The sequence below is a fragment of the Roseateles sp. NT4 genome (assembly GCF_051857475.1).
GTDB lineage: Bacteria > Pseudomonadota > Gammaproteobacteria > Burkholderiales > Burkholderiaceae_C > Pelomonas.
Genome location: NZ_JBPZGZ010000003.1, coordinates 653,510 through 679,633, shown reverse-complemented (window position 1 = coordinate 679,633; position 26,124 = coordinate 653,510). Strand labels below are relative to the sequence as shown.

Below are 26,124 nucleotides of genomic sequence, written 5' to 3'. Positions count from 1 at the left end.
AGGGGCGATAGGCATGAAGCTGTGGCGACGCCGCGAAGCCGTTTCGGCCCTCGCCGGGGCCTTGCCTTGGGCGGTACTGGCCGAACCGCCGCCGCTGCGTTTCGCCACCGACGCCAACGACCAGAGCGGCCTCGCGCCCGCCGGCCGTGCTGTCCTGAGCCGCGCCCTGCAACGCCTCGGGCTGTCGGTCCGCTTCGACGCCCTGCCGCTGCGCCGCTCGCTGCGCATGACCGAGCAGGGCCAACTGGACGGCGAGACGCTGCGCATCCGCGGCATCGTCGAGGGCCATCCCCATCTGCTGCTGGTCCCGGTCGCCATTGCCACCGTCCGGGTCGTGGGCTGGGTGCGCCAGCGCGCGCCCGGACCGGGTGACTGGTCGGCCCTGCCGCAGCTGCGCGTGGGCTATCCGCGCGGCATCGTGCTGATCGAAAACCTGCTGACCGGCGTGCCGCAAAAAATCGAGGCGACGACACACGCCGACCTGCTGCGCCTGTTGCGATCCCATGCCATCGATATCGCCCTGCTCACGCTGGCGGCCGGCGAGCCGGAGCCCGACGCCGAGCAGATGGCCGGCCTGGCCTTGATGCCGAGCCCGCTCAGCACGACTCCCCTGCATCCCCTGCTGCACGAAAGCCACCGCGAACTGCTGCCGCGCCTGACCGCCACGCTGCAGCAGATGGAAGACAGCGGCGAGTCCGAGCGACTGCGCCGCATCGCCTGGAACAACTCCCTCATCCCTTGATCGAGGCGAGATAGTCCACGGCCAGATTGGCCAGGGCGCGCACCCCCACCTCCAGGCCACGCTCATCGACAACGAAGCGCGGCGAATGGTTGGAGTAGGCCTTGCTCGGCTCGATCTCCGGCGGCGTCACGCCGACGAAGAAGAACAGCCCGGGGATCAGGCGCTGGAAGAAGGAGAAGTCCTCGGCCCCCGTCGCCTTGGGCACGACCTCGATGCCCATGGGACGCGGGCCGGTGCTGGCGACGCGGGTCAGCGTGGGCACCATCTGCTCGGTCAGCACGGGATCGTTGCGCGTCACCGGGTAGTTGCGCGTGATGCAGACCTTGCACGAGGCGCGTGAGGCCGCCGAGATTCCCTCGGCCAGCTGCGTGACGCGCTCGTGGATGGCCTCGCGCATGCCTTCGTCGAAGCTGCGGATGGTGCCGCGCATCTCCACCGTGTCCGGGATGATGTTCTCGCGCACGCCGCCCTTGATGGCGCCGATGGTGACGACCGCCGGCTCGCGGTTCAGGTCCAGCGTGCGGCTGACGATGGTCTGCAGGCCCAGCACGATCTGGGCCGAGGTGACGATGGGGTCGACACCCAGCCAGGGCGCCGCGCCATGGGTCTGCTTGCCCTGCACGGTGATCTTGAGCTTGTCCGAACTGGCCATCGTCGGACCGGGCCGGTAGCCGATGACGCCGGCGGGCTGGCGCGACGTGACGTGCAGGCCGAAGATGGCGCTGGGCGTCGGGTTCTCCAGCGCGCCCTCCTTGATCATCAGCGCCGCGCCGCCCTCCTCGCCCTCGGGCGGCATTTCCTCGGCGGGCTGGAACAGGAATTTGAGGGTGCCGGGGATGTCGTCGCGCAGGCTGGCCAGGATGCTGGCCACGCCCATCAGGATGGCGACATGGCAGTCATGGCCACAGGCATGCATGACGCCGACCTCTTCGCCATTCCAGACCGCGCGGGCCTTGGACGCGAAGGGCAGTTCCACCTCCTCGGTGACGGGCAGGCCGTCCATGTCGGCGCGCAGCGCCACCACGCCGCCAGGCTTGCCACCCTTGAGCAGGCCGATGACGCCGGTGTGGGCGACACCGGTCTTGACCTCATCGAAACCCAGGCTGCGCAGATGCTCGGCGACGACGGCGGCGGTACGGAATTCGCGGTTGCCGAGCTCGGGATGCTGGTGCAGGTCACGCCGCCAGGCGATGACCTGGGGTTCGAGCGCCGCCGTCAGCGCGGCGATGCGTTCGCTCAGGGAGGACTGGGGGCTCATGCAGCCATGGTAGGCCGCGGCGGGCCGGCTGTGTGCCGCTCCGTGTCAGCCGCCCCACATGCGGCGTAACCGACGTTTCCAGTCCAGCCATTGCTTGGCCCGCGAACGGTCGATGCGCTTCACATCGATCAGCGTGTAGTCGCCGCAGCCGGTCAGCGTGTGCAGGCCGGCCGTGTGGCTGTCACTGGCAAGGTCACCCGTCAGGCGCTCGGTGCCGGCCGCGATCTCCACATGTTCGGGCGTCAGCACCGGGAAGCGCAGCAGTCGCGTGGCGCCGCCGTAGCCGGTCGTGCTGTCCTGCACCGGCAGGGTTAGCACGCCGTCGCGGCCGACAAAGGGGCGGCCGGCGGGGCGGGCACCCTCACGATTCACCCGCACCGGGTTGGTGGCCAGCGGCGTCCAGGGGCCGACGAGGGCGGGGGCATGCGCGATATGCAGCTCGCGCTGGTCGCGCGCGCCCGGGCCGACCAGGGTGTAGAACATCCACCAGCGGCCCTGATGCTCGATGACCGAGGCGTCGGCACCGGGAATGCCGCCCAGCAGGGCGCACTCGCGTTCCCAATGGTTCAGCGAGCTGTCGGTGGCGCGGTAGAGGGCGATCTCGCCGGCCTGGTAGCTCTCCGGCACCATCCAGGTATCGCCGTCATGCTCGAAGACCTGGGGGTAGGACAGGTGAAAGGGCTTGTCCAGCACCGTGGCCTGGCGGCGCCAGCTCAGGTCGGCCAGGTCGAACTCGTGGCGCTCGATGGTGGCGCGCTTGATGCGGTAGTCGAAGGCCTCGACGAAGACGTGCAGGACGTCGCCGCGCACCAGGCCAAAGGGGTCGGCCAGATAGCGCCAGCGCCCGGCTTCGGGCAGCCAGGTGATGCGCTCGCGCACCGCGCTGAGGCGGCGGGCATCGAGATCTTCGACGCGCAGGGGGACGATGCCGACTTGCCAGAAGTCGGTCCGCGGACGCTTGAACATCAGACGTGCCAAGCGGCGTAGGCCTCTTCCTCGCCGTCGAAGCTCGTGGCTTGGGCGGCCTGGTGAACCATCACGTCGCGATAGAAGCCCAGGGTGCGGGCGACCGCATTGGACCGGTCATAGGCTGCCGTGGCGTAGCGCACGCTGCGCTCCTGGGGCGCCAGCGGACGCATGCGCGCCAGCTCTTCAGCCAGGGCGTGGCCGAGGGCGTGGGCGTCGCCCACGGGAACGAGCCGGGCCGGCTGGCCGGCCAGCATTTCCTGGGGCCCCTGGGTGGCGCTGGACAGCACCGGCCGTCCGGCACGCATCGCCTCCAGGATGGCCAGGGGGAAGGCTTCCTCGCGCGAGGGCGACACGAAGAGGTCGAAGGATTTCAGGCATTGATCGACGTCGCTGCGGAAACCCAGCAGGCGCACCCGCGCGTCGCCGGCCGCCAGTTGCTTCAGCGCCGTCTCGTGCGGGCCTTCGCCCAGGATGGCCAGCACCGCGTCGGCGGGCGCATGGGCCTTGAAGCCGGCGATCAGCAGGTCCATGCCTTTGCTGGGATGCAGACGGCCGACACTGCCGACCAGCAGCTGGCCCGGCGCCAGGCCCAGTTCGGCACGCAGGTCGGTATGGCGGGCAGCGCTGGCGGCATCGCGCTCGGGTGCCCAGTTGTAGATGACGCTGGCCAGGCCGTCGATGGCGGGCAGGCCGTCATGCTGGGCTCGATTCACGCAGACCAGCCCGTCCAGGCGGGCATGGTGATGGGCCTTGTAGCCGACATGCAGGGTGCCGATGCGCGTCGCCGAGCGGGCGTGCGCCACCGCCTTGCAGGCCGGGCCGAGGTGGCCGTGGCAGATGACGGCGCCCAGGCGGCGCACCAGGGCCGCAACGCGCCAGCCACGCAGCAGCGGCAGCTTGAGGCCGTGGAAGCTCACACCCGGGGCCAGTGCGCCAGCGACGGCAGAGCCGGCGGTACCGATGACATGGACGCGGTGGCCGAGGGCGGCTTGGGCATTGGCCAGGTCAACACAATGTCGCTCCCCCCCCGCGAGACGGGACGAAAACACGACGTGAACCAGGGTCAACGGCTCGAAGGGCGGGGGCATGGCAGGTCTTGCAAACGAATGCAGCTCGGGTCGGTATGCAAAACTTTACCGAGGTACACATTCAGAAACCTGTCATGAACCCCAGCGAATCGGGGCCTGAGTGCGCCGGAATTTCCGTGAAACGCCAACAAATGGCGAGAAATCGGCGGATACGTGAACTAATTCCATCCGCATCAACCGACCTGCATGAACTCGCCGCGCAGTTCGCGGGGTCAGGAGTCGGGATTGACAGAGCATCCCATGACGTTCCGCCCCAAGCTGAGTACGAGCTTGCAGCAGGCCCACAGGAAAATGCCCGACCGAGCGGTCGGGCATTGGTGCCGACGCCGGCCGAACCGGCCTGCGGGCGGCCTCAGCGCACCTTGCTGATCCACTCGTTTTGCTGCTCGTCGTAGCGGTACATCATCAGAAAGCGCAGCGTTTCCATGTTGACCTGCTCACGGGTCAATGTGCTCATGTCGCGCGGCGCCTTGACGGGCACCCAGGTGCCAACGGTGTCGTCGTAAACATTCATGCGCAGGAACTGGTCGCGCATGGCGATGACTTCGGCGCGCGACATGACGCCCTTGGGCGGCTCCATGCCGGACTTCAGCACCCACATGCCGGTCAGTTCGTCCCAGCGCATCAGCGCTAGGAAGGCATCGCGCTCCATCTTGACCTGTTCGCGGGTCAGGCCCTGGGCCTGGCCAGGGACAGAGAAAGCGGCGAGGGAGGCGGCCAGCAGCAGGGGCAGCAGGGAAAGGCGGTTCTTCATTTCGGTCTCCAAAAAGGGGTTGGGGCAAAGATCGCTGTGCTGCCTGGGCGCCTCAGTCTTCACAGGTGCTCTGTGGTCGGGCGAGGCCCGCCAGCCTTACAGCCCTGGCGGGGTGTGAAAAATCCCCGCCCTGCTCCGGGGCCACGACCGATGGTTTGAAAAAGGGGGGCTGTCGGCGTCCTTTTCTATGGCTTCGCGGGCTCAAGCGTCCGCAGAATCTGCCGAGTGAAGTCCCTGAAAGTCCTCCTCCTCTGCCTGGCCGTCGTGCTGGCGCCCTTCTCCCATGCCACGCGCATCAAGGAAGTGGCGTCGGTGGCCGGGGTGCGTTCCAACCCGTTGACGGGCTATGGCCTGGTCGTCGGCCTCGACGGCACGGGCGACCAGACGACGCAGGCGCCCTTCACCGGCCAGAGCCTGACGGCCATGCTGCAGCAGTTCGGCGTGCTGCTGCCCCAGGGCGTGACCATGCAGCCGCGCAATATCGCCGCCGTCATGGTGACGGCCTCGCTGCCGCCCTTCGCCCAGCCCGGCCAGCAACTGGACATCAATGTCTCCTCCATCGGCAATGCCAAGAGCCTGCGCGGCGGCACGCTGATCGCCACGCCGCTGCGCGGTGCCGACGGCCAGATCTATGCCATCGCCCAGGGCAACCTGGTCGTCGGCGGCGCCGGCGCCTCGGCAGGCGGCTCCAAGGTGCAGATCAACCACCTCAGCGCCGGCCGCATCCCGGCAGGCGCCCTCGTCGAGCGCTCGGTGCCGACGCCCCTCGCCCAGGGCGACAGCCTGCAGTTCGACCTCAACAGCAGCGACTTCACCACCGCCCGCGCCGTGGCCCAGGCCATCAACAAGGCCAAGGGCGCCGGCACGGCCCAGGCCCTGGACGGCCGCGTCGTGCGCGTGAAGGCGCCCACGACGCCGGACGACCGCGTCGCCTTCCTCGCCGATGTCGAGAACCTCGACGTCAGCATGGCCGCACCCGCCGCCCGCATCGTCATCAATGCCCGCACCGGCTCGGTCGTCATGAACCAGGCCGTCACGCTGTCGGCCTGCGCCGTCGCCCACGGCAGCCTGTCGGTGACCATCAGCTCCACGCCCGTCATCAGCCAGCCCAACGCCTTGTCCAGCGGGCAGACCGTGGTGGCCGAGAAGGCCGACATCTCCATCCGCCAGGAGCCCGGCAGCCTCATCCAGCTGGCCGCGGGCGCCCGCCTGTCGGACGTGGTCAAGGCGCTGAACTCCCTTGGCGCCACACCTCAGGATCTGCTCGCCATCCTGCAGGCCATGAAGAGTGCGGGCGCCTTGAATGCCGAGCTTGAGGTGATTTGATGGCCTCCACCTTCCAGTCCATTTCCGGGCAGAGCCTCGGCAGCGTCGACGCCCTGAACGGGCTCAAGGCCCAGGCCGCGCGCGACCCCAAGGCGACCATCCGCGAGACGGCCAAGCAGTTCGAATCGCTCTTCATGCAGGAAGTCATGAAGAGCATGCGCGCTTCCACGCTGTCCAGCGGCATGCTGGACAACAACGCGACCCAGCTCGGTACGGAAATGCTGGACACCCAATTCGCCGGCAAGCTCAGCGGCCTGCCGGGCGGACTGTCGGACGCCATCCAGAAGCAGTTGCAGCGCCAGATGGGCATCCAGGACCTGTCGCCCGAGAACATCCGCAAGAACAGCCAGACCACGCTCGCCCAGGCCCTGCCGGCCCTGGCCACCAAGGGCATTCCCAACCACGTGCAGGGCTTCATCCAGAAGCACGACGCCTCGGCCCGCGCCGCTTCGGCCGCCACCGGCATCCCGGCCAGCTTCATGGTGGCCCAGGCCGCCCACGAGAGCGGCTGGGGCAAGCGCGAGATCACCGGCGCCGACGGCACGCCTTCGCACAACGTCTTCGGCATCAAGGCCACGCCGGGCTGGACGGGCAAGACCGTCGACGTGCAGACGACCGAGGTCATCAACGGCCAGGCTCACAAGGTCACGGCCAAGTTCCGCGCCTACGGCAGCTATGACGAAGCCTTCAAGGACTACGCCAAGCTCATCAGCGGCAACGAGCGCTATGCCAAGGTCGTCGCCCAGGCCCAGAGCGGCAACGCCGCCGGCTTCGCCCGCGGCCTGCAGCAGGCCGGCTACGCCACCGACCCCGCCTATGCCGAGAAGCTGGCCAAGACCATCCAGACCACCCAGCGCGTGCAAAGCACGATGATGGCTTGAGGACCTAGACATGGCCGGCTTGCTCACCCTCGGCGCCCGCGCGATGTTCGCCAACCAGGCGGCATTGCAGACCATTGGCCAGAACATCGCCAACGCCAACACGCCGGGCTATTCGCGCCAGTCCGTGGTGCTGACGACGTCGCCCGGCCAGTACACCGGCGCCGGCTTCTTCGGCAAGGGCGTGGACGTGCAGACCGTCGTGCGCTCGCACAACGAGTTCCTGACCAAGGAAGCCGCCAGCTCCAAGGCCACGGCCACGGCCGATGCCACCCGCGCCGAGCAGCTGGCGCGCATGGAAAAGATCTTCCCGCCCGGCACCGACGGCCTGGGCTATGCGGCCAGCCAGTTCCTGAACTCCATGGTCGACGTGACCAGCCGCCCCAACGATCCCTCGGCCCGCCAGGTCGCCCTGGGCCGCGCCAACGAGCTGGCCGTGCGCTTCTCCAACGCCGGCCAGCAGATCACCGACCTGCAGTCGGGCATCGTCAGCGACCTCAAGGCCAACGTCGTCGTCGTCAACCAGCTGGCGCAGCAGATCGCCAACATCAACGACCAGATTTCCAAGACCCGCGGCAGCGGCCACACGCCCAACGACCTGCTGGACCAGCGCGAAAAGCTGATCTCCCAGCTCGGCGAGCATGTCGCCGTCACGACGCTGCCAGCCGACGATGACACCGTCGGCGTCTTCATCGGCGGCGGCCAGCGCCTGGTGCTCGGCAACCAGGCCTCCACACTGCAGGTGTCCGCCGACGCCTATGACCCGTCGCGCGCCGTGGTCTCCCTCAGCGAAGGCGGCATCACCCGCCCGCTGGATGAAAGCGTGCTGACCGGCGGCTCCATCACCGCCCTGCTGAGCTTCCAGAACAAGGACCTGCAGGACGCCAAGAACATGCTCGGCCAGCTCGCCGCGGCCATCGGCACGCGCGTCAACGAGCAGAACGCCCTGGGCCTGGATCTGTCCAACCCGCCCGGCCAGGGCGCGGCCATCTTCAAGGTGGCGCCGCCCAATGTGCTGCCGGCTGCCACCAACCAGCGCACCCCCGGCGGCGGCTTCACCAACGGCGTCGCGGCCACCATCGTCGACGCCAGCCAGCTGCAGGCCAGCGGCTACAAGCTGACCTCCCCCACGGCCGGCACCTACGAGCTGACGAGGCTGTCCGACGGCCTGGTGCGCACCGTCAACGACGGCGACACCATCGACGGCTTCAAGATCCAGTTCACGCCGGCCCCGCCCGCCGCGGGCGAGAGCTTCCTCATCGAGCCCGTGGGCAGCGCCGCCGTCAACATGAAGCGCGTGCTGGACAACCCCAACGGCATCGCCGCCGCGTCGCCGCTGACGGCGTCCGCCAGCGTCACCAACACCGGCACTCTCAGCGTCGACAGCCTCTACGCGGTCAACCAGAACTTCAGCGCGGCCAACGCGCCCATGACGCTGCAGTTCGGCGGCCCGGACCCGGCCAACGCGAACAGCGTGCTCTACACGCTGACGTTGGCCAACGGCACCGTGCTGAACGGCAGCTGGAGCGCCGGCCAGCCCATCGGCAACCAGCCGGCGGCCGGCATCGACCTGGGTTTCGAGCTGCGCACCAATGGCGTGCCGCGCAATGGCGACAAGATTTCCATCGACCCGACCATCTACACCGCCACCAACAACGGCAATGCCAAGGCCTTCCTGAACATCCAGGCCGAGACCTTCGTCGGCCGTCAGCTGCTGGCCGGCGGCGGCACCACCCAGGGCTCGACCATCAACGACGCCTATGCCGCGGCGATGAGCGATGTCGGCGCCCGCGTACAGAGCGCGAACTACCTGTCGGACGTCTCCACCAGCGTCGCCGGCGACGCCGAAACCAACCGAGCCGGCCAGGCCGGCGTCAATCTCGATGAGGAAGCCTCGCGGCTGATGCAGTTCCAGCAGGGCTACCAGGCCGCCGCCAAGGTGCTGCAGACGGCCCAGACCCTTTTCGACGAACTGATGCGCATCGCTCAGAGGTAATCATGAGACTTTCGACGGCCAACCTCTTCGACAACTCCATCGCCAATCTGCAGCGTCGCCAGACCACGCTGCAGAACCAGCAGGAGCAGCTGACGTCCGGCAAGCGCATCGCCCTGGCCAGCGACGACCCGACCGGCGCCGCGCGCGCCGAACGTGCCCTCGCCTCCATCGGCCGCGTCGAGGCCAACCAGCGCGCGCTGGAAGCCAGCCGCAACAGCATGACCCTGGGCGAATCGGCCCTGGGCGACGCCAACGAGCTGCTGCAGCAGGCCCGCGAGACCATGGTCTCGGCCGGCAACGCCAGCTATTCCGACTCCGAACGCGCCGGCCTGGCGACCAAGCTCAAGGGCATCCGCGACCAGCTGCTGGCCATCGCCAACCGGCCCGACGGCTCCGGCGGCTACATCTTCTCGGGCCAGGGCGCCTCCACCCCGCCCTTCCTGGACCAGGCCGGCGGCGTCGCCTACATCGGCGTGCCGGGCAGCATCCAGACCGGCAACCTCGACAATTTCCAGCTCACCATCGACGGCCGCTCCTCCTGGGAGGAAGCCTCCAGCGGCAACGGCAGCTTCGAGACCGCGCCGCGCATCCTGACCACCGACCCCAGCACCGGCAAGCCGGTCGTGCAGTTGATCGACCCCGCCACCGGCGGCCCGCTGGTCAACGGCATCTCCGGCCAGGTCGCCTCGGGCTGGATCGACAGCGGTCGCACCACCGACCCCAAGCTGCTGACCGGCCACAACTACCGCATCGACATCGCCGGCACCACGCCCAGCCAGACCTACACCCTGACCGACACCGACCTCGGCAGCGTCGTCTCCAGCGGCGCCTTCAAGCCCGGCCAGGCCATCACTGGCGACGGCATGGCCGTCACCATCTCCGGCGCGCCGGTGGACGGCGACGCCTTCGCCATTGCCGGCTCCAAGAACAGCCTCAAGGTCTTCGACGTCATCGACAAGGCCATCGCCGACCTCAACACCACCAACCGCACGCCGACCCAGGTCACCCAGGCCAACACCGCCAGCATCCGCGACATCGACGCCGTGATGGGCAATATGCAGAGCATCCGCAGCCAGGTCGGCGAGCGGCTGAACAACCTCGACGGCACCGAAAGCCGCCTGGCCGCGCTGAAGCAATACAGCGCGGAAGAGAAAAGCGCCGCGGAGGATCTGGACATGGTCCAGGGCATCTCCGAGTTCCAGAACCAGCAGACCGGCTACCAGACCGCCTTGCAGACCTACGCGACGGTGCAGCGCATGTCGCTGTTCCAGTACCTGCAGGGCGGCTGACACAAAGCTTCTAGACGCCGCTGGGACGGCAGCGCTAGCGTCTCCTGCACAAGGAGATGCTCATGGAAATCGGATTCATCGGACTCGGCGTCATGGGCCTGCCCATGGCGCGCCGGCTCGCTGCTGCGGGGCGGTCGCTGCTCGTCTGGAGCCGCAGTGGCACCTCAGCCTTGACCGAAACGCCGGGTGTGCGCCATGCAGCGAGCGCTGCCGAGGTGTTTGCCCAGGCCGACACCGTGCTGCTGATGCTGGCCAATGCCGCCGCCAGCGACGCCGTGCTGACCCGCGGCACGCCGGAGTTCGCAAGCCTCGTCCAGGCCCGCACCGTGGTGCAGATGGGCACGACGGCCCCCGAATACTCCGCCAGCCTGGCCGCCGACGTGCGCGCCGCGGGCGGCCGCTATGTCGAGGCGCCGGTCTCAGGCTCCCGCGTGCCGGCGGAGAACGGCCAGCTCGTCTGCATGCTGGCGGGTGAACCCGACGACGTGGCCCGCGTGCGGGAGTTGCTGGCGCCGCTCTACAAGGACTGCTTCGCCTGCGGCGCCCCGCCCGCTGCCCTGCGCATGAAGCTGTCGGTCAACCTTTTCCTCATCACCCTCGTGGCGGGCCTGGCCGAGGCGGTGCACTTCGCCCGGCGCCAGGGCGTGGACCCGGAGCTGCTGCGCGCCGTGCTGGACGCCGGGCCCATGGCCAGCGCCGTCTCGCGCATCAAGATGGACAAGCTCGTCAGGCAGGACTTCAGCGTCCAGGCCGCCATCAGCGACGTGCTGATGAATGCCCGCCTCGTCGCCGCCGCCGCGCGCCAGGCCGGCGCCACGACGCCGCTGCTGGACGACAGCCTGCAGCTCTTCGCCGCCACCGAGGCCCTGGGCCTGGGCCGCGAGGACATGGCCGCCGTCATCCAGGCGTTCGAAGCAGCGCCGCCCGCCACCGGGCCGGCGTGAGGCCCACCGTACGGCGGAACTGCCGGGTGAGGTGGCTCTGGTCGGCAAACCCGGCTTCAGCTGCCGCCGCCGCCAGCGCCAGGCCGGCGCGCATCAGCGCCTGGGCTCGGGCGACCTGGCGCTGCACGCGATAGCCACTGGGGCTGACGCCATAGGCCAGGCGGAACTGGCGTGCCAACGTCCAGCGGTCCAGGCCGGACAACGCCTCCAAACCGGCCATGGCCGGCTGCCGCTCGGGCGCGGCCGCGAGGCACTCGCGCACCCGGGCCAGCGCGGGGCGGTCCAGGGCGATGGGCGCCGGCCTGCGCCCCGCGGCCCTGGCCAGCAGATCGGCCAGGCCCTGCACCAGGTCATGGCTCGCCAACGCGTCCAAAGGGCCTTCGAATTGCCAGGGTGACAGGTCGGCCCCATCCAGCAGCGGCGCCGCCACGAAAGGCAAGGCGCCGCCGCCCAGGGCCTCGCCGACCCGGGCCGGGTCCAGATAGACCATGCGATAGGCAAAGCCGGCCGCCGTGCCCGGCACGCCGTCATGCAGTTCGTCCGGATGCAGCACGTGCACCTGGCCCGGCATGCCATTCCAGCTTGCGCCCCGGTAGCGGAAGCGCTGCACGCCCCGCAGCGTCAGTCCCAAGGCATAGCAGTCGTGCCGGTGCAGTGCGAAACCGCGGCCGGCAATCGCCGCGTCAAAACGCGCCACGCCGGGCGCCGAGCCCTGTGGGCGGATGCTGACGGATTGATCGGCCATGGCAGGAGTGTCATCCCGGCGAATGAATTCGGTCACGATTCGTCCGCATGGGCTGGCGGCGCTCATGGCAGACTGCCGCATTCACCGCCAGCCACGTGCCGCGCCATGTCAGACAACACACCCGACGCCCTCGACCACGCCATCCTGCCCGGTGTCGCCCTGGGCTACGCACCGGTCATCGACCGCCAGCGCAACATTGCCGGCACCCGGCTGACGCTGGTGCCGCTGCGCGCCGACGCCAAACCCGACCATGCCGAGCTGCTGGCCGCGCTGTCCGCCACCTGGCCCAAAGGCGGTGAGGTCATCAGCGCCCAGGGTGAGGCCCTGCTGGCCGCCCTGCTGGCCCAGCCGCCCGCCGAGCCGACCCAGATCGAGGTGCCGGCCTTCATCGCCGCCGACCCCGCCCATGCCGACGCCATTGCCGCGCTGAAGGCGGCGGGTCATACCGGCCTGCTCAAGGGCCTGCCCAACGCACCGCTGCCGGCAAACGTCGCCGCCCTCTTCAAGCAGGTGGTGCTGGAGCCCGGCCAGGCCGCCCCGGCCGGCGTCGCGGTGGTGCACGCCGGCGTGCGTGGTGCCGACGCCATCGACGCCAGCTTCAAGGCCGGCGCGGCAACCGTCATCGGCTGGCCCATGGACGGCGCCTTCGAAGCCGCTGCCGGCGCCCCCAAGACCGAGATCGCTGCCGACCTGCAGGTCATCATGGAGCTCATTTCACGCGTCGACGAGGGTGAGGACGTCGAGCGCCTGGAGCAGACGCTGAAGCGCGACCCCAGCCTGGCCTTCAAGCTGCTGCGCTACATGAACTCGGCCGCCTTCGGCCTGCCGGTCGAGGTGTCCAGCTTCCGCCACGCCATCATGCTGCTGGGCTATGCCCGCCTGAAGCGCTGGCTGGCCCTGCTGCTGACGACGGCCAGCAAGGACCACAGCATGCGCCCCATCATGTTCGGCGCCGTGCGCCGCGGCCTGCTGATGGAAGAGCTGGCCGCCGGCATCGAAGACCGCGAGCAGCGCGACGAGATGTTCATCTGCGGCCTGTTCTCGCTGCTGGACCACATGCTCAAGCAGCCCTTCGAGAAGCTGCTGCAGTCCATCCCCGTGCCCGAGCGCGTACGCCAGGCCCTGGTAGACGAGAGCGGCCCCTTCCTGCCCTATCTGCAGCTGGTGCAGGCCATCGAGTCCGAGAGCGTGTTCGACTACCGCGAGCGCGCCGATGCGCTGATGATCGGCGCCGGCGAGGTCAATGCCTGCGTGCTGCGGGCCCTGCACAAGGCAGCCCAACTGGAATGATGCGGCCGACATCGGACGGCTGACCCGCCATGTTCGGCGCGCCCGCCTCCCCTGCCCTGCTGGACCTCGTCGGCGACCCGGTGCTGACGCTGCGGGCCGACCTGTCGGCCCTGCGTGCCAATCCGGCCGCGCGCGAATGGCTGGGCAGCGACGCCGCCGAAGGCTGGCGGCTGCTGCGCCATGCGGCCGGCATGCGGCTGGAAACCTGGCTGCGCGAGGCCACCCATGCCATCGACGCCGGCCGCGCGCCGCCGCCCGCTCCGCCCCTGAAGCTGGCCGACGGCCAGCGCGCCACCCTGCACCTGCTGCGTGAGCGGCCCAACTGGCTGCTGCATGCCCGCCTCAGCGCCGCCGACCCGGGCGAGCCGCCGCTGGCCGAGTGGCTGGCGCTGTCCCCGCAGCCCGCCATGCTCGCCGACGCCGCCAGCGGTGCGCTGCTGCGCCACAACGCGGCTTTCGACGCCCTGTGCGCCGCCCCACCCCGCCATCTGAACGACCTGCCCGACCTGCTGCAGGCCCTGCTGGGCTGGATGCGCGGCGCACCGCTGCCGGCGCTGACGGACCAGCGCGCCCAGGACGGGCCACTGCTCACCGAAGCGGAATTCATCGACCCCCAGGGCCGCCACCGCTGGCTGCAGGCCCGGCTGCGGCTGTGGCGTCACGACGGCCGCGCCCTGCTGCTGGCCCAGCTCGAGGACCAGAGCACCCTGCACGAGCGCGACCTGGCCCACCAGCAGCTCGACGCCCTGATGGACACGGCCGCCGTCGGCCTGGCCACCTTCCAGCCCGAGGCAGGCTGGCTCAAGGCCCATCGCAAGGGGTCGCCCTTCAAGCCCGGCGCCAAGCCCTCCGTCGGCTCGCTGCAGGGCATCAACCGCGAGATCGTCGAGCCGGCATCATTGCCCGAATTCGAGCGCCTGCAGCGCGCGCTGAAGAAGGGCGATGCCGTCGAGGTGCGCTATGCGGTGCGCCACCCCGAGCTGGGCCGGCGCTGGCTGCTGACGCGCGTCGCGCCGGGCCTGCTGGCCGGCGGGCGGCGCAGCACTTCGGTCGTCACCCTGGACGTGACCGCCCAGGCGCAGGCCGAGAACGCCCTGCTGCTGCGCGCCGAAAGCGAGCGTGCGGTGCTGGATTCGGTGCTGGTGGGCATCGTCACCGTCGGGCCCGACGGCATCGAGTGGATGAACCGCTCGGCACGGCGCATGTTCGACTGCGAGCTGGAAGACGTGCAGGGCCAGCCCATGGGCGTGCTGGCGCCGGAGGACGACGAACACGCCTTCCACGCCGAGCCGGGCACCGATGTCTTCGAGTGCCGGCTGCGCGGCCGCGACGGGCGAGAGTTCTGGGTCATCGGCAACGCGGTGCAGACGCCGCGCGAGGACGGTGGCACCCAGACCACCTATGCGCTGCTGGATATCGACCGCCGCCGCCAGGCCGAAGCCCAGAGCCGCATGGCCCAGGCCTCGCTGGCCCGCATCATCGAAGGCGCGCCGCTGGCCATCACCCTGCACGAGGCGCAGAGCCTGCGCATCGTCAAGCTCAACCACGCCGCGGCCACGCTGGCCGGCCGGCCCGAGGCGGCCATGCTGGGCGGCACGCCGGCCCAGCTCTTCGGCGACGAACAGGGCGCCCAGGTGGTGGCCGACATGCGCGAGGCGCTGGAATCGCAGACCGTCGTGCAGCGCGAATACCGCGTGCCGGCCGGGGGGGCCACACGCATCTGGGACGCGCGCCTGCTGCACCTCGCCGGCGTCGGCGGCGACGACACGCCCGAGCTGCTGCTGCTGGTTGCCAGTGACGTGACCGAGCAGCGCGCCGCCGAGCAGGCGCGGCTGCAGGCCGCCATCTCGCAGCGCGAACTGCTGGTGCGCGAAGTGCACCACCGCATCAAGAACAACCTCCAGGGCGTCGCCGGCCTGCTGCAGCAGATCGCCGTGCGCCGCCCCGAAGTGGCCGGCGTGCTGAAGGAAGCCGTCGGCCAGGTGCAGGCGATTGCCCAGGTCTACGGCCTGCAGGTCGGTGCGACGGGGCCGCTGGTGCTGAAGCGAGTGTTCGACGCCATCGTCGGCTCGGTGCAGCGCATGCAGGGCCGCGTCCTGACCACGACGGCCGAGGGTGGCGCGTTGCTGAACGACTGGTGCCTGCCGGAGGCCGAGGCCATCCCGATTGCACTGAGCCTCAACGAGTTGCTGGGCAACGCGCTGAAGCACAGCAACGAAGCCCAGGTGCGCTGCCAGCTGATCTGCGACACGGCCGGCGTCACCGTCGAGATCGCCAACCCCGGCCGCCTGCCCGAAGGCTTTGCGCTGCAAAACGTCAAGAGCGGCGTGTCGGGCCTGGGCCTGGTGCGGGCCCTGCTGCCGCGGCGCAGCGCCATCCTGAGCCTGGAGCAGCAGGGCGAGGACGTGGTTTGCCGCCTGGAACTGATTCCACCCAGCGTGGTTCACAATCCGGCCACAAAACCAAGTTCTGGATAGAGGGGCACGGTGAGCAAGGGCAAGATCCTGGTCGTCGATGACGACCGTCTGGTATTGGCGACGCTGAGCTACGGGCTCACGCAGGCCGGCTTCGAGGTCATCGACGCCGACAACGGCGACGACGCCATCCTGCTGGCCCGCGAACACCGGCCCGAGCTGGCCCTGCTGGACATCCGCATGGAAGGCCTGACCGGCTTCGATGTGGCCGCCTATCTGCGTGAATACCTGCAGACGCCCTTCATGTTCCTGTCCGCCTTCGCCGACGAGGCGACGGTGGCCAAGGTCAAGGAGCTGGGCGCCGTCGCCTACCTCGTCAAGCCGCTGGACATCTCGCAGATCGTGCCCGCCGTCGAAGCCGCCTTCGCACGCTCGACGCCCCCTGTTCCCGCCACGCCTGCGGCTCCGGCCACCATGGCCGAAGCCTTCGAAGCGCCTTCCGAGCTGCCGCAACTGGACATGACGGCCGTGGCCGTTGGCGTGCTGATGCATCGCTACTCGCTGCCCCGCGACGAGGCGCTGGCGCGGCTGATGAGCCTGGCTTCGGCCGACGGCCACAGCCTGCCCGAGCAGGCACGGCGGATCGTCGATGCGCTGGAGCTGCTGGCTCGGCCCGGGGCTCGCTAAGCCAGCGTGAAGTAGAAGCGGGAGCCTTCTCCCACCGCAGATTCCGCCCAGATGTCCCCGCCATGGCGGCGGACGATGCGCCGCACCAGGGCCAGACCCACGCCCGTGCCCTGGAAATCGCTGGCGCTGTGCAGGCGCTGGAAGACGCCGAACAGGCGTTCGGCAAAGCGCATGTCGAAGCCGGCACCGTTGTCCGACACGACAAACACGCGACGGCCCCCTTGCTGCACGCTGCCGAAGCTGATCTCGGTCTGCGGCACCTTGCTGCTGTACTTCCAGGCATTGCCCAGCAGGTTCTCCAGCACCATGCGCAACAGCGTCGGGTCGCCCTGCACCGTCAGGCCCGGCTCGATGTCCAGCACCAGCTCGCGCTGCGGCGCACCGCGGCGGATCTCTTCCATCACGTAGCCGGCCTGCTGCGACAGGTTGACCGGCTGACAGGCCAGTGGCCGCGTCGACAGCTGGCTCAGCGACAGCAGCGCGTCGATCATGCTGTTCATGCGCGCCGCGGCGCTCATGACACGATCGAGGTGGTCGTTGCCGACGCGATCCAGGCGGGTGCCGTAGTCTTCCTTGAGGATGCGCGCAAAGCCTTCGACGACGCGCAGCGGCGCGCGCAGGTCGTGGGAGACGGTGTAGCTGAAGGACTCGTGCTCGGCCGTCAGGTCGGCGGCCTGGGCCGGCTGCGGCGCCGGCGTGGCCTCCGGCTCGTCAAGACGCGCCGTGCCCAGATAACCGGCGAAATGCCCCTGGGAATCGATGCACGGCAGGCCGCGCAGCTGCCAGCGCAGGGCGCCATCGGCAGCCGCCAGCTTCAGGTCGGCAAAGGGCTGGTGGACGGCGAGCCGCTCACGCAAATGGGCGGCCGGCTCGGCATCCTCGAAACGGTCCCACAACAGCTGGGTGCCAACGCCGCCCGCCACCCAGCTCGACGACGGCACACCCTGCGGGGCCTGCCAGCGCACCAGGCGATGCTCGGCATCGGTGGCCCATTGCCAGTCGCGCTGCAACTGGGCCTGCATCAGGATCTGCTGGCGCGCCTCGCGCAGCGGCTCGGACAGGCGCTGGCGCGTCAGGCGAACGCCCGCATGCCAGCCCAGGGCCGCCGCAACCAGCACCATGACTCCGGTGAAGAAAGCCGTCAGCACCAGCGCGGCGTGCACGAGGCCGACCTCGCCGCCCCAGACGCGCATCAGCGCGAGCACCACCAGCCCCCCCAGCACCAGCATCAGGATGGAGACCGTGGCCAGCGCCAGCATCAGCAGCCGCATCGGCAGTCGTCGCTCCTGGCGGCGCGACGTGAGCGCGCTGTCCTCGCTGAGGCTGTTCATGCGATTCATTGTAGGCAGCGCTTTCCCGGCGACAGGCGGGGGCAAGCCCGGTGTGGTTCGATGTCAATAACCACAGCGCGCAGCGCTGAATGTGTGCATTTCTTCGCGTCTGACCCCCCTCCCACCCGAGATACATTTAGAGGCATGCCGAGTCCCTGACCCGCAGACTTCTTCATGACCGCCCCAAATCCCGCAGCCCTGCTCGATCCCGAGGCGATCCGTCGCCTGCGGGAGCTTGACCCGAGCGGTGGCAACAAGCTGCTGGAGCGCGTGGTGGCGGCCTTTTCCAACTCACTGGACCGTTTGCTGCCCGACCTTGCCCGCGCCCGAGAAGGCGACGCGATCGACCTCGCCGTCGTGCGCCATGTCAGCCACACGCTGAAGTCCTCGTCGGCCAGCCTGGGCGCCATGGCCCTGTCGGCACGCTGTGCCGACATCGAAACCATGGCCCGCGACGGTCGCACGGACGGTCTGGACGCGCAGTTGGACGCTATGCTCCAAGACATCCAACAGGTACGCACGGCCCTGGCCGCGCTGCTTTGACACCCAGCCTCATGCTGCCCACCGGTCAAGCCCTCGACGACCTGCCGCCACGCCCGCGCGTGTTGCTGGTGGACGATGACGAGGTCAACCTGCTGTTGACCGCTGCGGCGCTGCGCGAGCGTGGCTTCGAAGTCACCGAAGCCCCCAGCGGCAGCGAGGCCCTGGGCCTGCTGTCCACGCGTACGCCCGACGTCGTCGTGCTGGACGCGCTGATGCCCGAGCTCGATGGTTTCGAGACCTGCTCGCTGCTGCGCGCCACGCCCGGCTTCGAATCCCTGCCCGTGCTGATGCTGACCGGCCTGGACGACGAGGCCTCCATCAACCGTGCCTACCAGGCCGGTGCGACGGACTTCTTCGTCAAGTCACCGCAATGGAGCCTGCTGGACGGGCGGCTGCGCTATCTGCTGCGCAGCTCGCGCACGCGGCTGGAGCTGGAGCGCAGCAAGGCCAAGCTGGCGCGCGCCCAGGACCTGGCCCGCATGGGCAGCTTCGAATGGTGGCGCGACACCAGCGCCAGCTTCGCCATCTCCGCCGAGGGCCTGCGCGTCTTCGGCCGCGGCCCGCAGGACCGGCTCGACTTCATCGGCGTCATGCGCATGGTGCCGACCGATGACCGCCATGTCTTCCTGCGCCTGCTGCGCGACGTCATCGCCCACACTTCCGTCCTCGTCACCGACCTGCCGCTGACCCTGCCCGATGGTCGCCAGCGCGTCGTCCACATCGAGGCCGAGCCCGAATTCAACGAGCAGGGCGGCGTCAACGGCTACACCGGCATCCTGCAGGACGTGACCGACCGCCGCCAGGCCGAGGACCGCATCCGCCAGCTCGCCCACTTCGACGCGCTGACCGGCCTGCCGAATCGCCGCCAGCTCATCTACCGCGTCGAGCGCGCCATCGAGAGTGCCCGCCGCGGCGGGCATGAAGTCGGCCTGCTGCTGATCGACCTGGACCGCTTCAAGGTCATCAACGACACCCTGGGCCATGCCGCCGGCGACGAGCTTCTCGTCGAGGTCGGCCGTCGCCTGCGCAGCTGTGTGCGCCATTCCGACCAGATCCTGGAAGGCGTCCTCGACGGCCTGGGCAACCGCAGCCACCGCGGCCTGGAAGCCGTGGGGCGCCTGGGTGGCGACGAGTTCGTCGCCCTGCTGCCCGAGGTGGCCGACGAGCGCGATGCCGAGCGCGTTGCCCAGCGTGTGCTGGACGCCCTGCGCGAGCCCATCTTCGTCGGCGGCCAGGAATGCTTCGTCACCGCCTCGGTCGGCATTGCGCTCTACCCGCGCGACGGCCAGACCATGGCCGATCTGCTGCGCAATTCCGACGTCGCCATGTATGCCGTCAAGAGCCAGGGCCGCAACGCCTCGGCCGTCTATTCGCCGCAACTGGCCGGCCACGGCAAGCAGAAGCTGGAGCTGGAGAGCGCCCTGCACAAGGCGCTGGAGCGCAACGAGATCGTGCTGCACTACCAGCCCAAGATCGACGTGCGCGCCGCCCGCATGGTGGGCGCCGAGGCGCTGATGCGCTGGCAGCGCGGCAATGTGCTGGTGCCGCCGGCCGACTTCATCCCGCTGGCCGAGGAGACCGGCCTCATCGTGCCGCTGTCCGAATGGGCCCTGAAGGAAGCCGCCCGCCAGGCCAAGCTGTGGTCGCTGCAGTTCGGCTTCAGCGACTCCATCGCCGTCAACCTGCCCAGCCGGCTGTTCGAGCGCACCGATCTCGTCGAGCACATCCACCAGTGCGTCAGCGCCTATGGCGTGCCGCACCGTTCCATCCAGCTCGAGATCACCGAAAACAACCTGATGAAGGACCTGCAGAACGTCATCCCGTCGCTGCACCGCTTGAACGAGGTCGGCGTCGAAATCTCCATCGATGACTTCGGCACCGGTTATTCGTCCCTCGGCTACCTGACCACGCTGCCGATCTCGGAAGTGAAGGTCGACCGCACCTTTGTGCGCGACCTCGGCATCACGCCGCAGAGTTCCGCCGTCGTCACCGCCATCATTGCCTTGGCGCGCGCCCTGGGCCTGCGCGTCATCGCCGAAGGCGTCGAGACGCTGCGGCAGATGGAAGTCCTGCACCGCCTCGGCTGCTCGCTGATGCAGGGCTTCCTGTTCAGCAAGGCCCTGCCGGCCGAAGAGCTGGAGCGCTGGATCGCCCAGACCGTGCTGCCGCGCAAGGCGCCGTGGATCACGCAGGCCGACGGCGCTTCCGACATCGCATCGCGCGGGCAACGCTAAGCCATGCGGTCCAGCCTCCCGCCGGCGCAAATCGCCAAGGCCGCGCTGCAACGCCTGGCCCAGGCGCGCCTGGAGCCCACGCCCGAGAACTACGCCCGCGCCTACGCCATCGAAGGCGGCGGCGAGCCGGCGGCAGCCGCCAACGGCTCCAATGGCGCCGTGCCGGAGCGCATCCAGCAGCTGATGTCCAAGCTCATCAGCCTGGCCCTGCCCTCGGGCAGCACGCGCCAGGACCTGCAGACGACGCTGCGCGAACAAAAGCTCGACGAGTTGCAGCGCCAGGTCGACAAGCTCCTGGACGTGGCCGGCCCCGGCGCCCAGGCCGAAGCCCTGGCCCAGGCTATCGAGCGCCTGGTGCGCGGCCTGGAGCGCGGCGGCAAGCACTGGACGCTGGCGCGCAAGAAGGACGGCATCAACCGCGTGCTGGAACTGGGCCGCAACGACAGCCAGAAGCTGGTCAAGCGCCTGGGCCAGCTGGTTGCGAGCTGGGACAAGGACGGCGACGGCAGCGGCGTCGAGACGGACGAGGACGGCGGCACACCCAGCCAGTTCTTCTCCGAAAGCACGTTTGCCGAGACGGGATTCCGCGACAGCAGCGGCTTTGGCGAGCTGAGCCGCACCGGCCTGCGCGACACGCCCGCCGCCGCGCCCGGCATAGACACCAGCCCGCAATGGGCCGACGTCAGCGGTGAACTCAACGGCACCGTGCGCCATGCGCTGCGCTCGCCGCAGACCGAGGCGACGCCGGCCGACGCGCTGATGCGCGAGCTGGACGCCGCCCAGGCCGAACTCAAGGCCAAGGGGGCCAGCCCCGAACGCGCGACGCAGATGGCCGCCTTGTGCCTGCGCGCCCGCCATCTGCTGGACCACCGCCGCCATCTCTTCGACGAGCTCGGCGGCCTGTGCCGCGAGCTGAGCGGCAGCCTGGTCGACCTGGCCGAGGACGATTCCTGGGCCCGCGGCCAGGCCGAGGCCATGAACAACACGCTGGCCCAGGGCCTGTCGGGCCGCGGCGTGCGCACGGTGTCCGAGCTGCTGGCCGGCACGCGCGATCGCCAGCGCGCCTTGCGCGACGAGCGCTCCAGGGCACGCGACGCTCTCAAGGGCTTGATCCAGCGCATGCTGACCGAGCTCGGCGAGCTGGGCCAGCACACCGACCGCTTCCAGAACAACGTCGGCCGCTATGCCGATGCCATCGAGCAGGCCGACACGCTGGAAAGCCTGGCCGGCACCGTCCGCGAGATGGTCGAGGAAAGCCGCAGCGTGCAGAGCCTGGTGAGCCAGACGCAGCAGCGCCTGACCCTCGAACACGACCGCGCGGCCGCGCTGACCCAGCGCGTGGACGAGCTCGAAGGCGAGTTGCGCCGCCTGTCCAACGAGGTCCACACCGACCAGCTGACCCAGGTCGCGAATCGCCGCGGCCTCATCCAGGCCTTCGGCATCGAGCAGGCCAAGGCCGAGCGGGAGTCAACTCGCGTCGCCCTGGCCCTGCTGGACATCGACAACTTCAAGAAGCTCAACGACAGCCTGGGCCACCATGCCGGCGACATCGCGCTGAAGTCGCTGGCCGAGCGCACCCAGGCCTCGCTGCGCCCCGGCGACATGGTGGCGCGCTACGGCGGCGAGGAGTTCGTGCTGATGCTGCCCAACACGCCGCTGGACGAGGCCCAGCAGGTGCTGGTGCGGTTGCAGCGCTCGCTGTCCAGCGCCCTTTTCAACCACGAAGGCAAGGACGTCTTCGTGACCTTCTCGGCCGGCGTGACGCTGTACCGCGCCGGCGAGACGCTGGAGCAGGCCCTCGACCGCGCTGACGTGGCCCTGTACGAGGCCAAGCACACCGGCAAGAACAGGGCTTGCATCGCGGAGTGAGGCTGTCGTGCTGCTGATCCGCACGACACCCGAGAGCCTCTTCGACGCCAATGTGCTGCTGCGCGCGCGGGGTCGCGTGCATCACGTGCGCGCCTATCCAGGCCCGCTGTCGATCAAGTCGGTCGTGCGCGGCCAGGCGCGCTGGACCGTTGGCGGCCAGACCTTCACGCTGAGGCCCGGGCGCTTTCTCGTCACCACGCACGGTGAGCCCTATGACCTCGACATCGCCGCGCCTGAGGCGGTGCAGACGCGGGTCTTGTTCTTCGCCGATGCCCTGGTGCGCGACGTCGCCTCGACGCGGCTCAGCGCCCTGGTGCGCCTGCTGGATGCACCGGATGCCCGCGACACCGAGGCCATGCCCGTCAACCGGCGCCTGTGGGACCGCGACTCGGCCATCGGCCGCTTCATGCTCGGCCTGGACCGCCTGCCCGCCGGTGGCGCGACGGATGGTTCCGGTCATTGGGACGGCTGGCTGCGCGAGGCCCTGGATGCCCTGGCCGACCTGGCCACCCAGGTGCGCGAGGAGCGCGAGCGCATCGTCGCCGCCAAGCCCGCCGTGCGCCAGGAAATCCACCGCCGCGTGCTGCGCGGCAAGGCCTGGCTGGACGAGCATTTCGAGCAGGCCTTCGACCTCGCCAGCGCCGCCCGCGAGGCGGCGATGGCGCCACACCACTTCCACCGCAGCTTCCGGGCGCTGGTGGGCGAACCGCCCGCCGCCCATGTCGCCCGGCTGCGGCTGGAACGGGCGCGCGGCATGCTGGAGGAGGACGGTCTGTCCATCACCGACGTCTGCGCGGCCGTCGGCTACGACAGCCTGCCCACGTTCTCGCGCCGCTTCAGCGCCGCCTACGGCCAGTCACCGTCGCGCTACCGCCAGACCTTCAAGACAATTGGCAAGCCAGGATAAGCGGCCTGGGCCGATCCGACCTAGGCTTGCACCCATGAACGCCGAACCCGCACTGCAAGCCCTGCTGGACGCCATTGCCCAGCGCAACACCGATGCCGCCCTGGCCCTGGCCGATGCCGACCCCAGCCTGCTGAGCCAACGCTCGGCGGCGGGTGTCTCGGCGCTGACCTGGGCCGCCTACATGTCGCTGAGCGATCTCGTGGCAGCGCTGCGCCAGCGCCGTGGCAGGCCGGACTTCTTCGAGGCGCTGATCCTGGGTGAGACCGACGTGGTCGAGAGCGCGCTGGCGGCCGGCCAGGACGTCAACCAGCTCGCGCCCGACGGCTTCACGCCGCTGGGCCTGGCGGTGTTCTTCCACCACGACGGGCTGGCGCTGCGGCTGCTGGAGGCCGGCGCCGATGTGAATGCACAGGCGAACAACGCCCAGCGTGTCGCCGCCCTGCATGCGGCCGTCGCCCGCGGCAATGCCGCCATGGTCGAGGAACTGCTGAAACGCGGCGCCACCGTCGACCTGCCCCAGCAGCAGGGTGTCACGCCGCTGCAGGGCGCGGCCGGCGCCGGGCGGGCCGATCTGGTCGACCTGCTGCGTCGGGCTGGTGCCGACCCACACCGGCTGGACGATGCCGGCCGCGATGCGGCGGCCCATGCGCTGGCACACGGCCATGCCGAGCTGGCCCGGGCGCTGACCGGCTGAAGCCGAGTCAAACCACACGCGCGGCGCTCACGACCCGGATTGCCGAATGACGGCGGTCTGGCTAGGCTCAGTGCTGAGCCGCCCGCATGAATCATCCGCCCTCCGCTCCGCTGCGCCCCCTCTTCGCCCGCCTGTTGACGACTGCCTTGGTGATGCTGGGCGCCGCCGTGGCGCAGGCCCGGCCTGCGGCGCGCACCGTGCCGCTGTGCCTGACCGAATTTCCGCCTTATGTGAGCGCCGACCTGCCCGACGGCGGCAGCCTCGGCGCATTGGCGCGGCGGGCCTTCAACGCGGGTGGGCTGGGCGTGCAGGTCTTGCAAGTGCCCTGGGCGCGCGCCTTCCTGTTGGCGAAGAACGGCGATTGCGTCCTGCTGACGCTGTGGCGCAATGAGGAGCGCGACGCCCTCTTCCGCTATTCGCTGCCGGTTGCGCGCATGCAGCTGGGTTTCTTCGTGCACACCGACCGCAAGACCGCGTTGCCGCCCGATGCCGCAGTGGCCTTCCAGCGCGGCTCATACCTGCCGCCCGATCTGGCCAACGGCAGCTACCGCCTGCACGAGCTGACCGACTTTCGCCCCGGCATCGAGATGCTCCGGCTGGGCCGCGTGGACGCCGTGTTCTCGGAGCGCGCCTCGCTCGAATACCTGCTGGAACGCCAGCCTCGGCTGAGCAAGCTGTTGCGCTGGCAGGCGCCGCCACTGGAGGTCAAGACGACCTTCATGGCCATCAGCAAGAACCACCCCCAGGCCGATGCCTGGCTGGAGCTGCTGAATCAGGAAATCCGAGCCTCGATCAAAAATTGAACGCGAGGCGCAGGCCACCCCAATGCTTGCCGGCGACGTGGATGGGGGCGGTGGCTTCCTTGAGCACCACAAAGCGGCCACCGCCCATGTCGCGGCGGTAGGTCTGCAGCAGGAAGGGCCGGGTGTTGCGCGCCGACGCGAGGCCGGTGCGGTCATTGAAGATGCGGCGGTAGCGGCTGTTGGCCGTGTTCCAGACCGTGTCGCCCGGCCGCTGCGGCTGGCAGTATTTGCGGTTGTGCGTCGCGATATAGCCGTTGCGATCGGCCGCGATGCAGAACACCACCTTGTCGCTGAAGGCCAGCGCCTTCTCCTGCACGGTTGGAAAGAGCTTGTCCGTCAGCTGGCAGAAGCGCGTCGTGTGCTGCGGCGGGTTCGTACCTTCGATGGGGCGGTAGCTCTGGTCGAAGAGGTCGGCGGCACTGATCTGGCCGCTCTTCAGCGCGTCCTCGAGCAGGCCGGCAATCTCGTCGGCGGCCGCCTGGGCGGCGCGGATGAAAGGCATGTCGTCGACCTCGACACCGCTCTCGGCAATCTGCTCGACCAGCTCCTCCGACATGCGCAGGAAGCGGTCACTGCCGTCGAAGGCGACCTTGAGGCCGTGCGAGGCCTCCGACACCTCGCGCTCCAGCTCATGGGCCTGCTCGTTGAGCAGCCTCATCTGCTGGCCGCTCTCGCCGGCCGACACCGAGATGCGCTGCACGTCCTGCTCAACCTCGTGGAAGGCGGCGTGGATTTGGCTGGGCTTGGCGGCGTTCTCGGTCAGCTCGGCGCTGAAACGGTCGATGCGCTCCTGCAGGCTGGAGATGGCGCTGACGATGGCCTTGGACGAGGCTTCGACCTGGCCGGCCAGGGCCTTGACAGCCTCGGCGACGACCGCAAAGCCGCGGCCGGCATCGCCGGCATGCTTGGCCTCGACGGCGGCGTTGAAAGCCACCAGGCGGGTCTGCAATGAAATCTTGGTGATCTCGGCGGCCGCGTCGGACACCTGGGCCAGCGTGGACGCCATGCCGACGACCTCGCCACCGACGACGCCCAGCGCGCCGCGGGCGCGCTGCACGGCGGCGGCGCTCTGGGCGGTGGCATTGGCGATGGCGGCCTGGGCCTGGCCGATCTGGTTGAGCTGCTGGGCCAGGGCCTGCATGGCCTGACTCTGGGCCTGCACGATGCGCTGGGTGTCCTCGAGGGCGCCACGCACTTCGGCGGCATCCTTGCCGACCGTGGAAATCGAGCGGGCCAGCCGTTTGACGACGTTCAATGCCGCGCTGTCATCGCGCCGGTAGGGCTCGTCGCGAGGTGTGGCGGTGGACGAGCCACCGCTCTTGGGCCACTTGAACATGCGTTGTCCCCGCTTTATTGGCCGGGG

At 69.6% G+C, this 26,124-nt stretch carries 22 protein-coding genes; 15 read left to right on the top strand and 7 right to left on the bottom strand.

The features are described from left to right. Positions 1-13 precede the first annotated feature (13 nt). Complete coding sequence (locus tag ACS5PN_RS22050; RefSeq protein ID WP_439466154.1) at positions 14-742, top strand: substrate-binding periplasmic protein; 729 nt, start codon at positions 14-16, stop codon at positions 740-742. Here ACS5PN_RS22050 and ACS5PN_RS22045 read toward each other — a convergent pair. From ACS5PN_RS22045 to ACS5PN_RS22030, 4 genes are all read right to left on the bottom strand, one after another. Beyond that, entirely contained in the window at positions 732-2,000 is a 1,269-nt protein-coding gene (locus ACS5PN_RS22045) for an amidohydrolase (RefSeq protein WP_439466153.1), read from the bottom strand. The two genes, ACS5PN_RS22050 and ACS5PN_RS22045, sit on opposite strands and share 11 nt — an antisense overlap. 45 nt (positions 2,001-2,045) lie before the next feature. After that, positions 2,046-2,966 carry a glucosamine inositolphosphorylceramide transferase family protein gene (locus tag ACS5PN_RS22040; protein WP_439466152.1) on the bottom strand — a complete coding sequence of 307 codons (921 nt, stop codon included), beginning with the start codon at positions 2,964-2,966 and terminating at the stop codon, positions 2,046-2,048. Continuing rightward, positions 2,966-4,057, bottom strand: coding sequence for a glycosyltransferase (locus ACS5PN_RS22035; protein ID WP_439466151.1), 1,092 nt, complete (start codon positions 4,055-4,057; stop codon positions 2,966-2,968). Before ACS5PN_RS22035 ends, ACS5PN_RS22040 begins: the two co-directional genes overlap by 1 nt. Before the next feature lie 352 nt (positions 4,058-4,409). Then, the gene (locus tag ACS5PN_RS22030) at positions 4,410-4,811 is read right to left on the bottom strand and encodes a hypothetical protein (protein WP_439466150.1); all 402 of its coding nucleotides are present in this window, start codon (positions 4,809-4,811) and stop codon (positions 4,410-4,412) included. Positions 4,812-5,036: 225 nt separating this feature from the next. Here ACS5PN_RS22030 and ACS5PN_RS22025 point away from each other — a divergent pair, with 225 nt between their 5' ends. From ACS5PN_RS22025 to ACS5PN_RS22005, 5 genes are read left to right on the top strand one after another with little or no spacing between them, the layout of a single operon-like run. After that, positions 5,037-6,137 carry a flagellar basal body P-ring protein FlgI gene (locus ACS5PN_RS22025; RefSeq protein ID WP_439466149.1) on the top strand — a complete coding sequence of 367 codons (1,101 nt, stop codon included), beginning with the start codon at positions 5,037-5,039 and terminating at the stop codon, positions 6,135-6,137. Next, positions 6,137-7,018 (top strand): flagellar assembly peptidoglycan hydrolase FlgJ, encoded by an 882-nt coding sequence (gene flgJ / locus ACS5PN_RS22020; RefSeq protein ID WP_439466148.1) that lies wholly within the window; start codon positions 6,137-6,139, stop codon positions 7,016-7,018. Before ACS5PN_RS22025 ends, flgJ begins: the two co-directional genes overlap by 1 nt. A gap of 10 nt (positions 7,019-7,028) precedes the next feature. Further along, positions 7,029-9,011, top strand: a complete 1,983-nt coding sequence (gene flgK / locus ACS5PN_RS22015; protein WP_439466147.1) for a flagellar hook-associated protein FlgK — start codon at positions 7,029-7,031, stop codon at positions 9,009-9,011. 2 nt (positions 9,012-9,013) lie between these two features. Then, positions 9,014-10,300, top strand: coding sequence for a flagellar hook-associated protein FlgL (flgL, locus tag ACS5PN_RS22010; RefSeq protein WP_439466146.1), 1,287 nt, complete (start codon positions 9,014-9,016; stop codon positions 10,298-10,300). 56 nt (positions 10,301-10,356) lie between these two features. Further along, positions 10,357-11,244, top strand: a complete 888-nt coding sequence (locus ACS5PN_RS22005; RefSeq protein ID WP_439466145.1) for an NAD(P)-dependent oxidoreductase — start codon at positions 10,357-10,359, stop codon at positions 11,242-11,244. Here ACS5PN_RS22005 and ACS5PN_RS22000 read toward each other — a convergent pair. Continuing rightward, positions 11,198-11,989 carry an AraC family transcriptional regulator gene (locus ACS5PN_RS22000; RefSeq protein ID WP_439466144.1) on the bottom strand — a complete coding sequence of 264 codons (792 nt, stop codon included), beginning with the start codon at positions 11,987-11,989 and terminating at the stop codon, positions 11,198-11,200. The two genes, ACS5PN_RS22005 and ACS5PN_RS22000, sit on opposite strands and share 47 nt — an antisense overlap. A 105-nt stretch (positions 11,990-12,094) precedes the next feature. Here ACS5PN_RS22000 and ACS5PN_RS21995 point away from each other — a divergent pair, with 105 nt between their 5' ends. Genes ACS5PN_RS21995 through ACS5PN_RS21985 form a run of 3 tightly spaced genes read left to right on the top strand, consistent with a single transcriptional unit; the run spans position 12,095 to position 16,380 of the window. Beyond that, complete coding sequence (locus ACS5PN_RS21995) at positions 12,095-13,279, top strand: EAL and HDOD domain-containing protein (protein WP_439466143.1); 1,185 nt, start codon at positions 12,095-12,097, stop codon at positions 13,277-13,279. Positions 13,280-13,308: 29 nt separating this feature from the next. Beyond that, positions 13,309-15,756 (top strand): sensor histidine kinase, encoded by a 2,448-nt coding sequence (locus ACS5PN_RS21990; RefSeq protein WP_439466142.1) that lies wholly within the window; start codon positions 13,309-13,311, stop codon positions 15,754-15,756. Between the two features lie 9 nt (positions 15,757-15,765). Beyond that, entirely contained in the window at positions 15,766-16,380 is a 615-nt protein-coding gene (locus tag ACS5PN_RS21985; protein WP_439466141.1) for a response regulator, read from the top strand. Here ACS5PN_RS21985 and ACS5PN_RS21980 read toward each other — a convergent pair. Further along, positions 16,377-17,711 (bottom strand): sensor histidine kinase, encoded by a 1,335-nt coding sequence (locus ACS5PN_RS21980; protein ID WP_439466140.1) that lies wholly within the window; start codon positions 17,709-17,711, stop codon positions 16,377-16,379. The genes ACS5PN_RS21985 and ACS5PN_RS21980 overlap by 4 nt on opposite strands. Positions 17,712-17,885: 174 nt before the next feature. Here ACS5PN_RS21980 and ACS5PN_RS21975 point away from each other — a divergent pair, with 174 nt between their 5' ends. From ACS5PN_RS21975 to ACS5PN_RS21950, 6 genes are all read left to right on the top strand, one after another. Beyond that, positions 17,886-18,254: an Hpt domain-containing protein gene (locus ACS5PN_RS21975; protein WP_439466139.1), complete on the top strand. Its 369-nt coding sequence runs from the start codon at positions 17,886-17,888 to the stop codon at positions 18,252-18,254. An 11-nt stretch (positions 18,255-18,265) separates the two neighbouring features. Further along, positions 18,266-20,488, top strand: a complete 2,223-nt coding sequence (locus ACS5PN_RS21970) for a putative bifunctional diguanylate cyclase/phosphodiesterase (RefSeq protein WP_439466138.1) — start codon at positions 18,266-18,268, stop codon at positions 20,486-20,488. 3 nt (positions 20,489-20,491) lie between these two features. Continuing rightward, positions 20,492-22,357 carry a GGDEF domain-containing protein gene (locus ACS5PN_RS21965; RefSeq protein WP_439466137.1) on the top strand — a complete coding sequence of 622 codons (1,866 nt, stop codon included), beginning with the start codon at positions 20,492-20,494 and terminating at the stop codon, positions 22,355-22,357. 7 nt (positions 22,358-22,364) lie between these two features. Beyond that, on the top strand, positions 22,365-23,264 hold the full coding sequence (locus ACS5PN_RS21960) for a helix-turn-helix domain-containing protein (protein WP_439466136.1): 900 nt from the start codon (positions 22,365-22,367) through the stop codon (positions 23,262-23,264). 34 nt (positions 23,265-23,298) lie between these two features. After that, a complete protein-coding gene (locus ACS5PN_RS21955; protein WP_439466135.1) occupies positions 23,299-23,958 on the top strand; it encodes an ankyrin repeat domain-containing protein in 660 nt (219 codons plus the stop codon). 86 nt (positions 23,959-24,044) lie between these two features. Next, a complete protein-coding gene (locus tag ACS5PN_RS21950; protein ID WP_439466134.1) occupies positions 24,045-24,761 on the top strand; it encodes a substrate-binding periplasmic protein in 717 nt (238 codons plus the stop codon). Here ACS5PN_RS21950 and ACS5PN_RS21945 read toward each other — a convergent pair. Continuing rightward, positions 24,751-26,097 carry a methyl-accepting chemotaxis protein gene (locus tag ACS5PN_RS21945; RefSeq protein ID WP_439466133.1) on the bottom strand — a complete coding sequence of 449 codons (1,347 nt, stop codon included), beginning with the start codon at positions 26,095-26,097 and terminating at the stop codon, positions 24,751-24,753. The two genes, ACS5PN_RS21950 and ACS5PN_RS21945, sit on opposite strands and share 11 nt — an antisense overlap. Between the last annotated feature and the right edge of the window lie 27 nt (positions 26,098-26,124).

Coding starts and splice junctions, on each gene's coding strand:
- ACS5PN_RS21945 (WP_439466133.1), bottom strand. CDS start 26,097: ATGTTCAAGTGGCCCAAGAGCGGTGGCTCGTCCACCGCCACACCTCGC.
- ACS5PN_RS21980 (WP_439466140.1), bottom strand. CDS start 17,711: ATGAACAGCCTCAGCGAGGACAGCGCGCTCACGTCGCGCCGCCAGGAG.
- flgK (WP_439466147.1), top strand. CDS start 7,029: ATGGCCGGCTTGCTCACCCTCGGCGCCCGCGCGATGTTCGCCAACCAG.
- ACS5PN_RS22050 (WP_439466154.1), top strand. CDS start 14: ATGAAGCTGTGGCGACGCCGCGAAGCCGTTTCGGCCCTCGCCGGGGCC.
- ACS5PN_RS21955 (WP_439466135.1), top strand. CDS start 23,299: ATGAACGCCGAACCCGCACTGCAAGCCCTGCTGGACGCCATTGCCCAG.
- ACS5PN_RS21965 (WP_439466137.1), top strand. CDS start 20,492: ATGCGGTCCAGCCTCCCGCCGGCGCAAATCGCCAAGGCCGCGCTGCAA.
- ACS5PN_RS22045 (WP_439466153.1), bottom strand. CDS start 2,000: ATGAGCCCCCAGTCCTCCCTGAGCGAACGCATCGCCGCGCTGACGGCG.
- ACS5PN_RS22005 (WP_439466145.1), top strand. CDS start 10,357: ATGCTCATGGAAATCGGATTCATCGGACTCGGCGTCATGGGCCTGCCC.
- ACS5PN_RS21970 (WP_439466138.1), top strand. CDS start 18,266: ATGCTGCCCACCGGTCAAGCCCTCGACGACCTGCCGCCACGCCCGCGC.
- ACS5PN_RS22040 (WP_439466152.1), bottom strand. CDS start 2,966: ATGTTCAAGCGTCCGCGGACCGACTTCTGGCAAGTCGGCATCGTCCCC.
- ACS5PN_RS21950 (WP_439466134.1), top strand. CDS start 24,045: ATGAATCATCCGCCCTCCGCTCCGCTGCGCCCCCTCTTCGCCCGCCTG.
- ACS5PN_RS22030 (WP_439466150.1), bottom strand. CDS start 4,811: ATGAAGAACCGCCTTTCCCTGCTGCCCCTGCTGCTGGCCGCCTCCCTC.
- flgJ (WP_439466148.1), top strand. CDS start 6,137: ATGGCCTCCACCTTCCAGTCCATTTCCGGGCAGAGCCTCGGCAGCGTC.
- ACS5PN_RS22035 (WP_439466151.1), bottom strand. CDS start 4,057: ATGCCCCCGCCCTTCGAGCCGTTGACCCTGGTTCACGTCGTGTTTTCG.
- ACS5PN_RS21975 (WP_439466139.1), top strand. CDS start 17,886: ATGACCGCCCCAAATCCCGCAGCCCTGCTCGATCCCGAGGCGATCCGT.
- ACS5PN_RS21995 (WP_439466143.1), top strand. CDS start 12,095: ATGTCAGACAACACACCCGACGCCCTCGACCACGCCATCCTGCCCGGT.
- ACS5PN_RS21990 (WP_439466142.1), top strand. CDS start 13,309: ATGTTCGGCGCGCCCGCCTCCCCTGCCCTGCTGGACCTCGTCGGCGAC.
- flgL (WP_439466146.1), top strand. CDS start 9,014: ATGAGACTTTCGACGGCCAACCTCTTCGACAACTCCATCGCCAATCTG.
- ACS5PN_RS22000 (WP_439466144.1), bottom strand. CDS start 11,989: ATGGCCGATCAATCCGTCAGCATCCGCCCACAGGGCTCGGCGCCCGGC.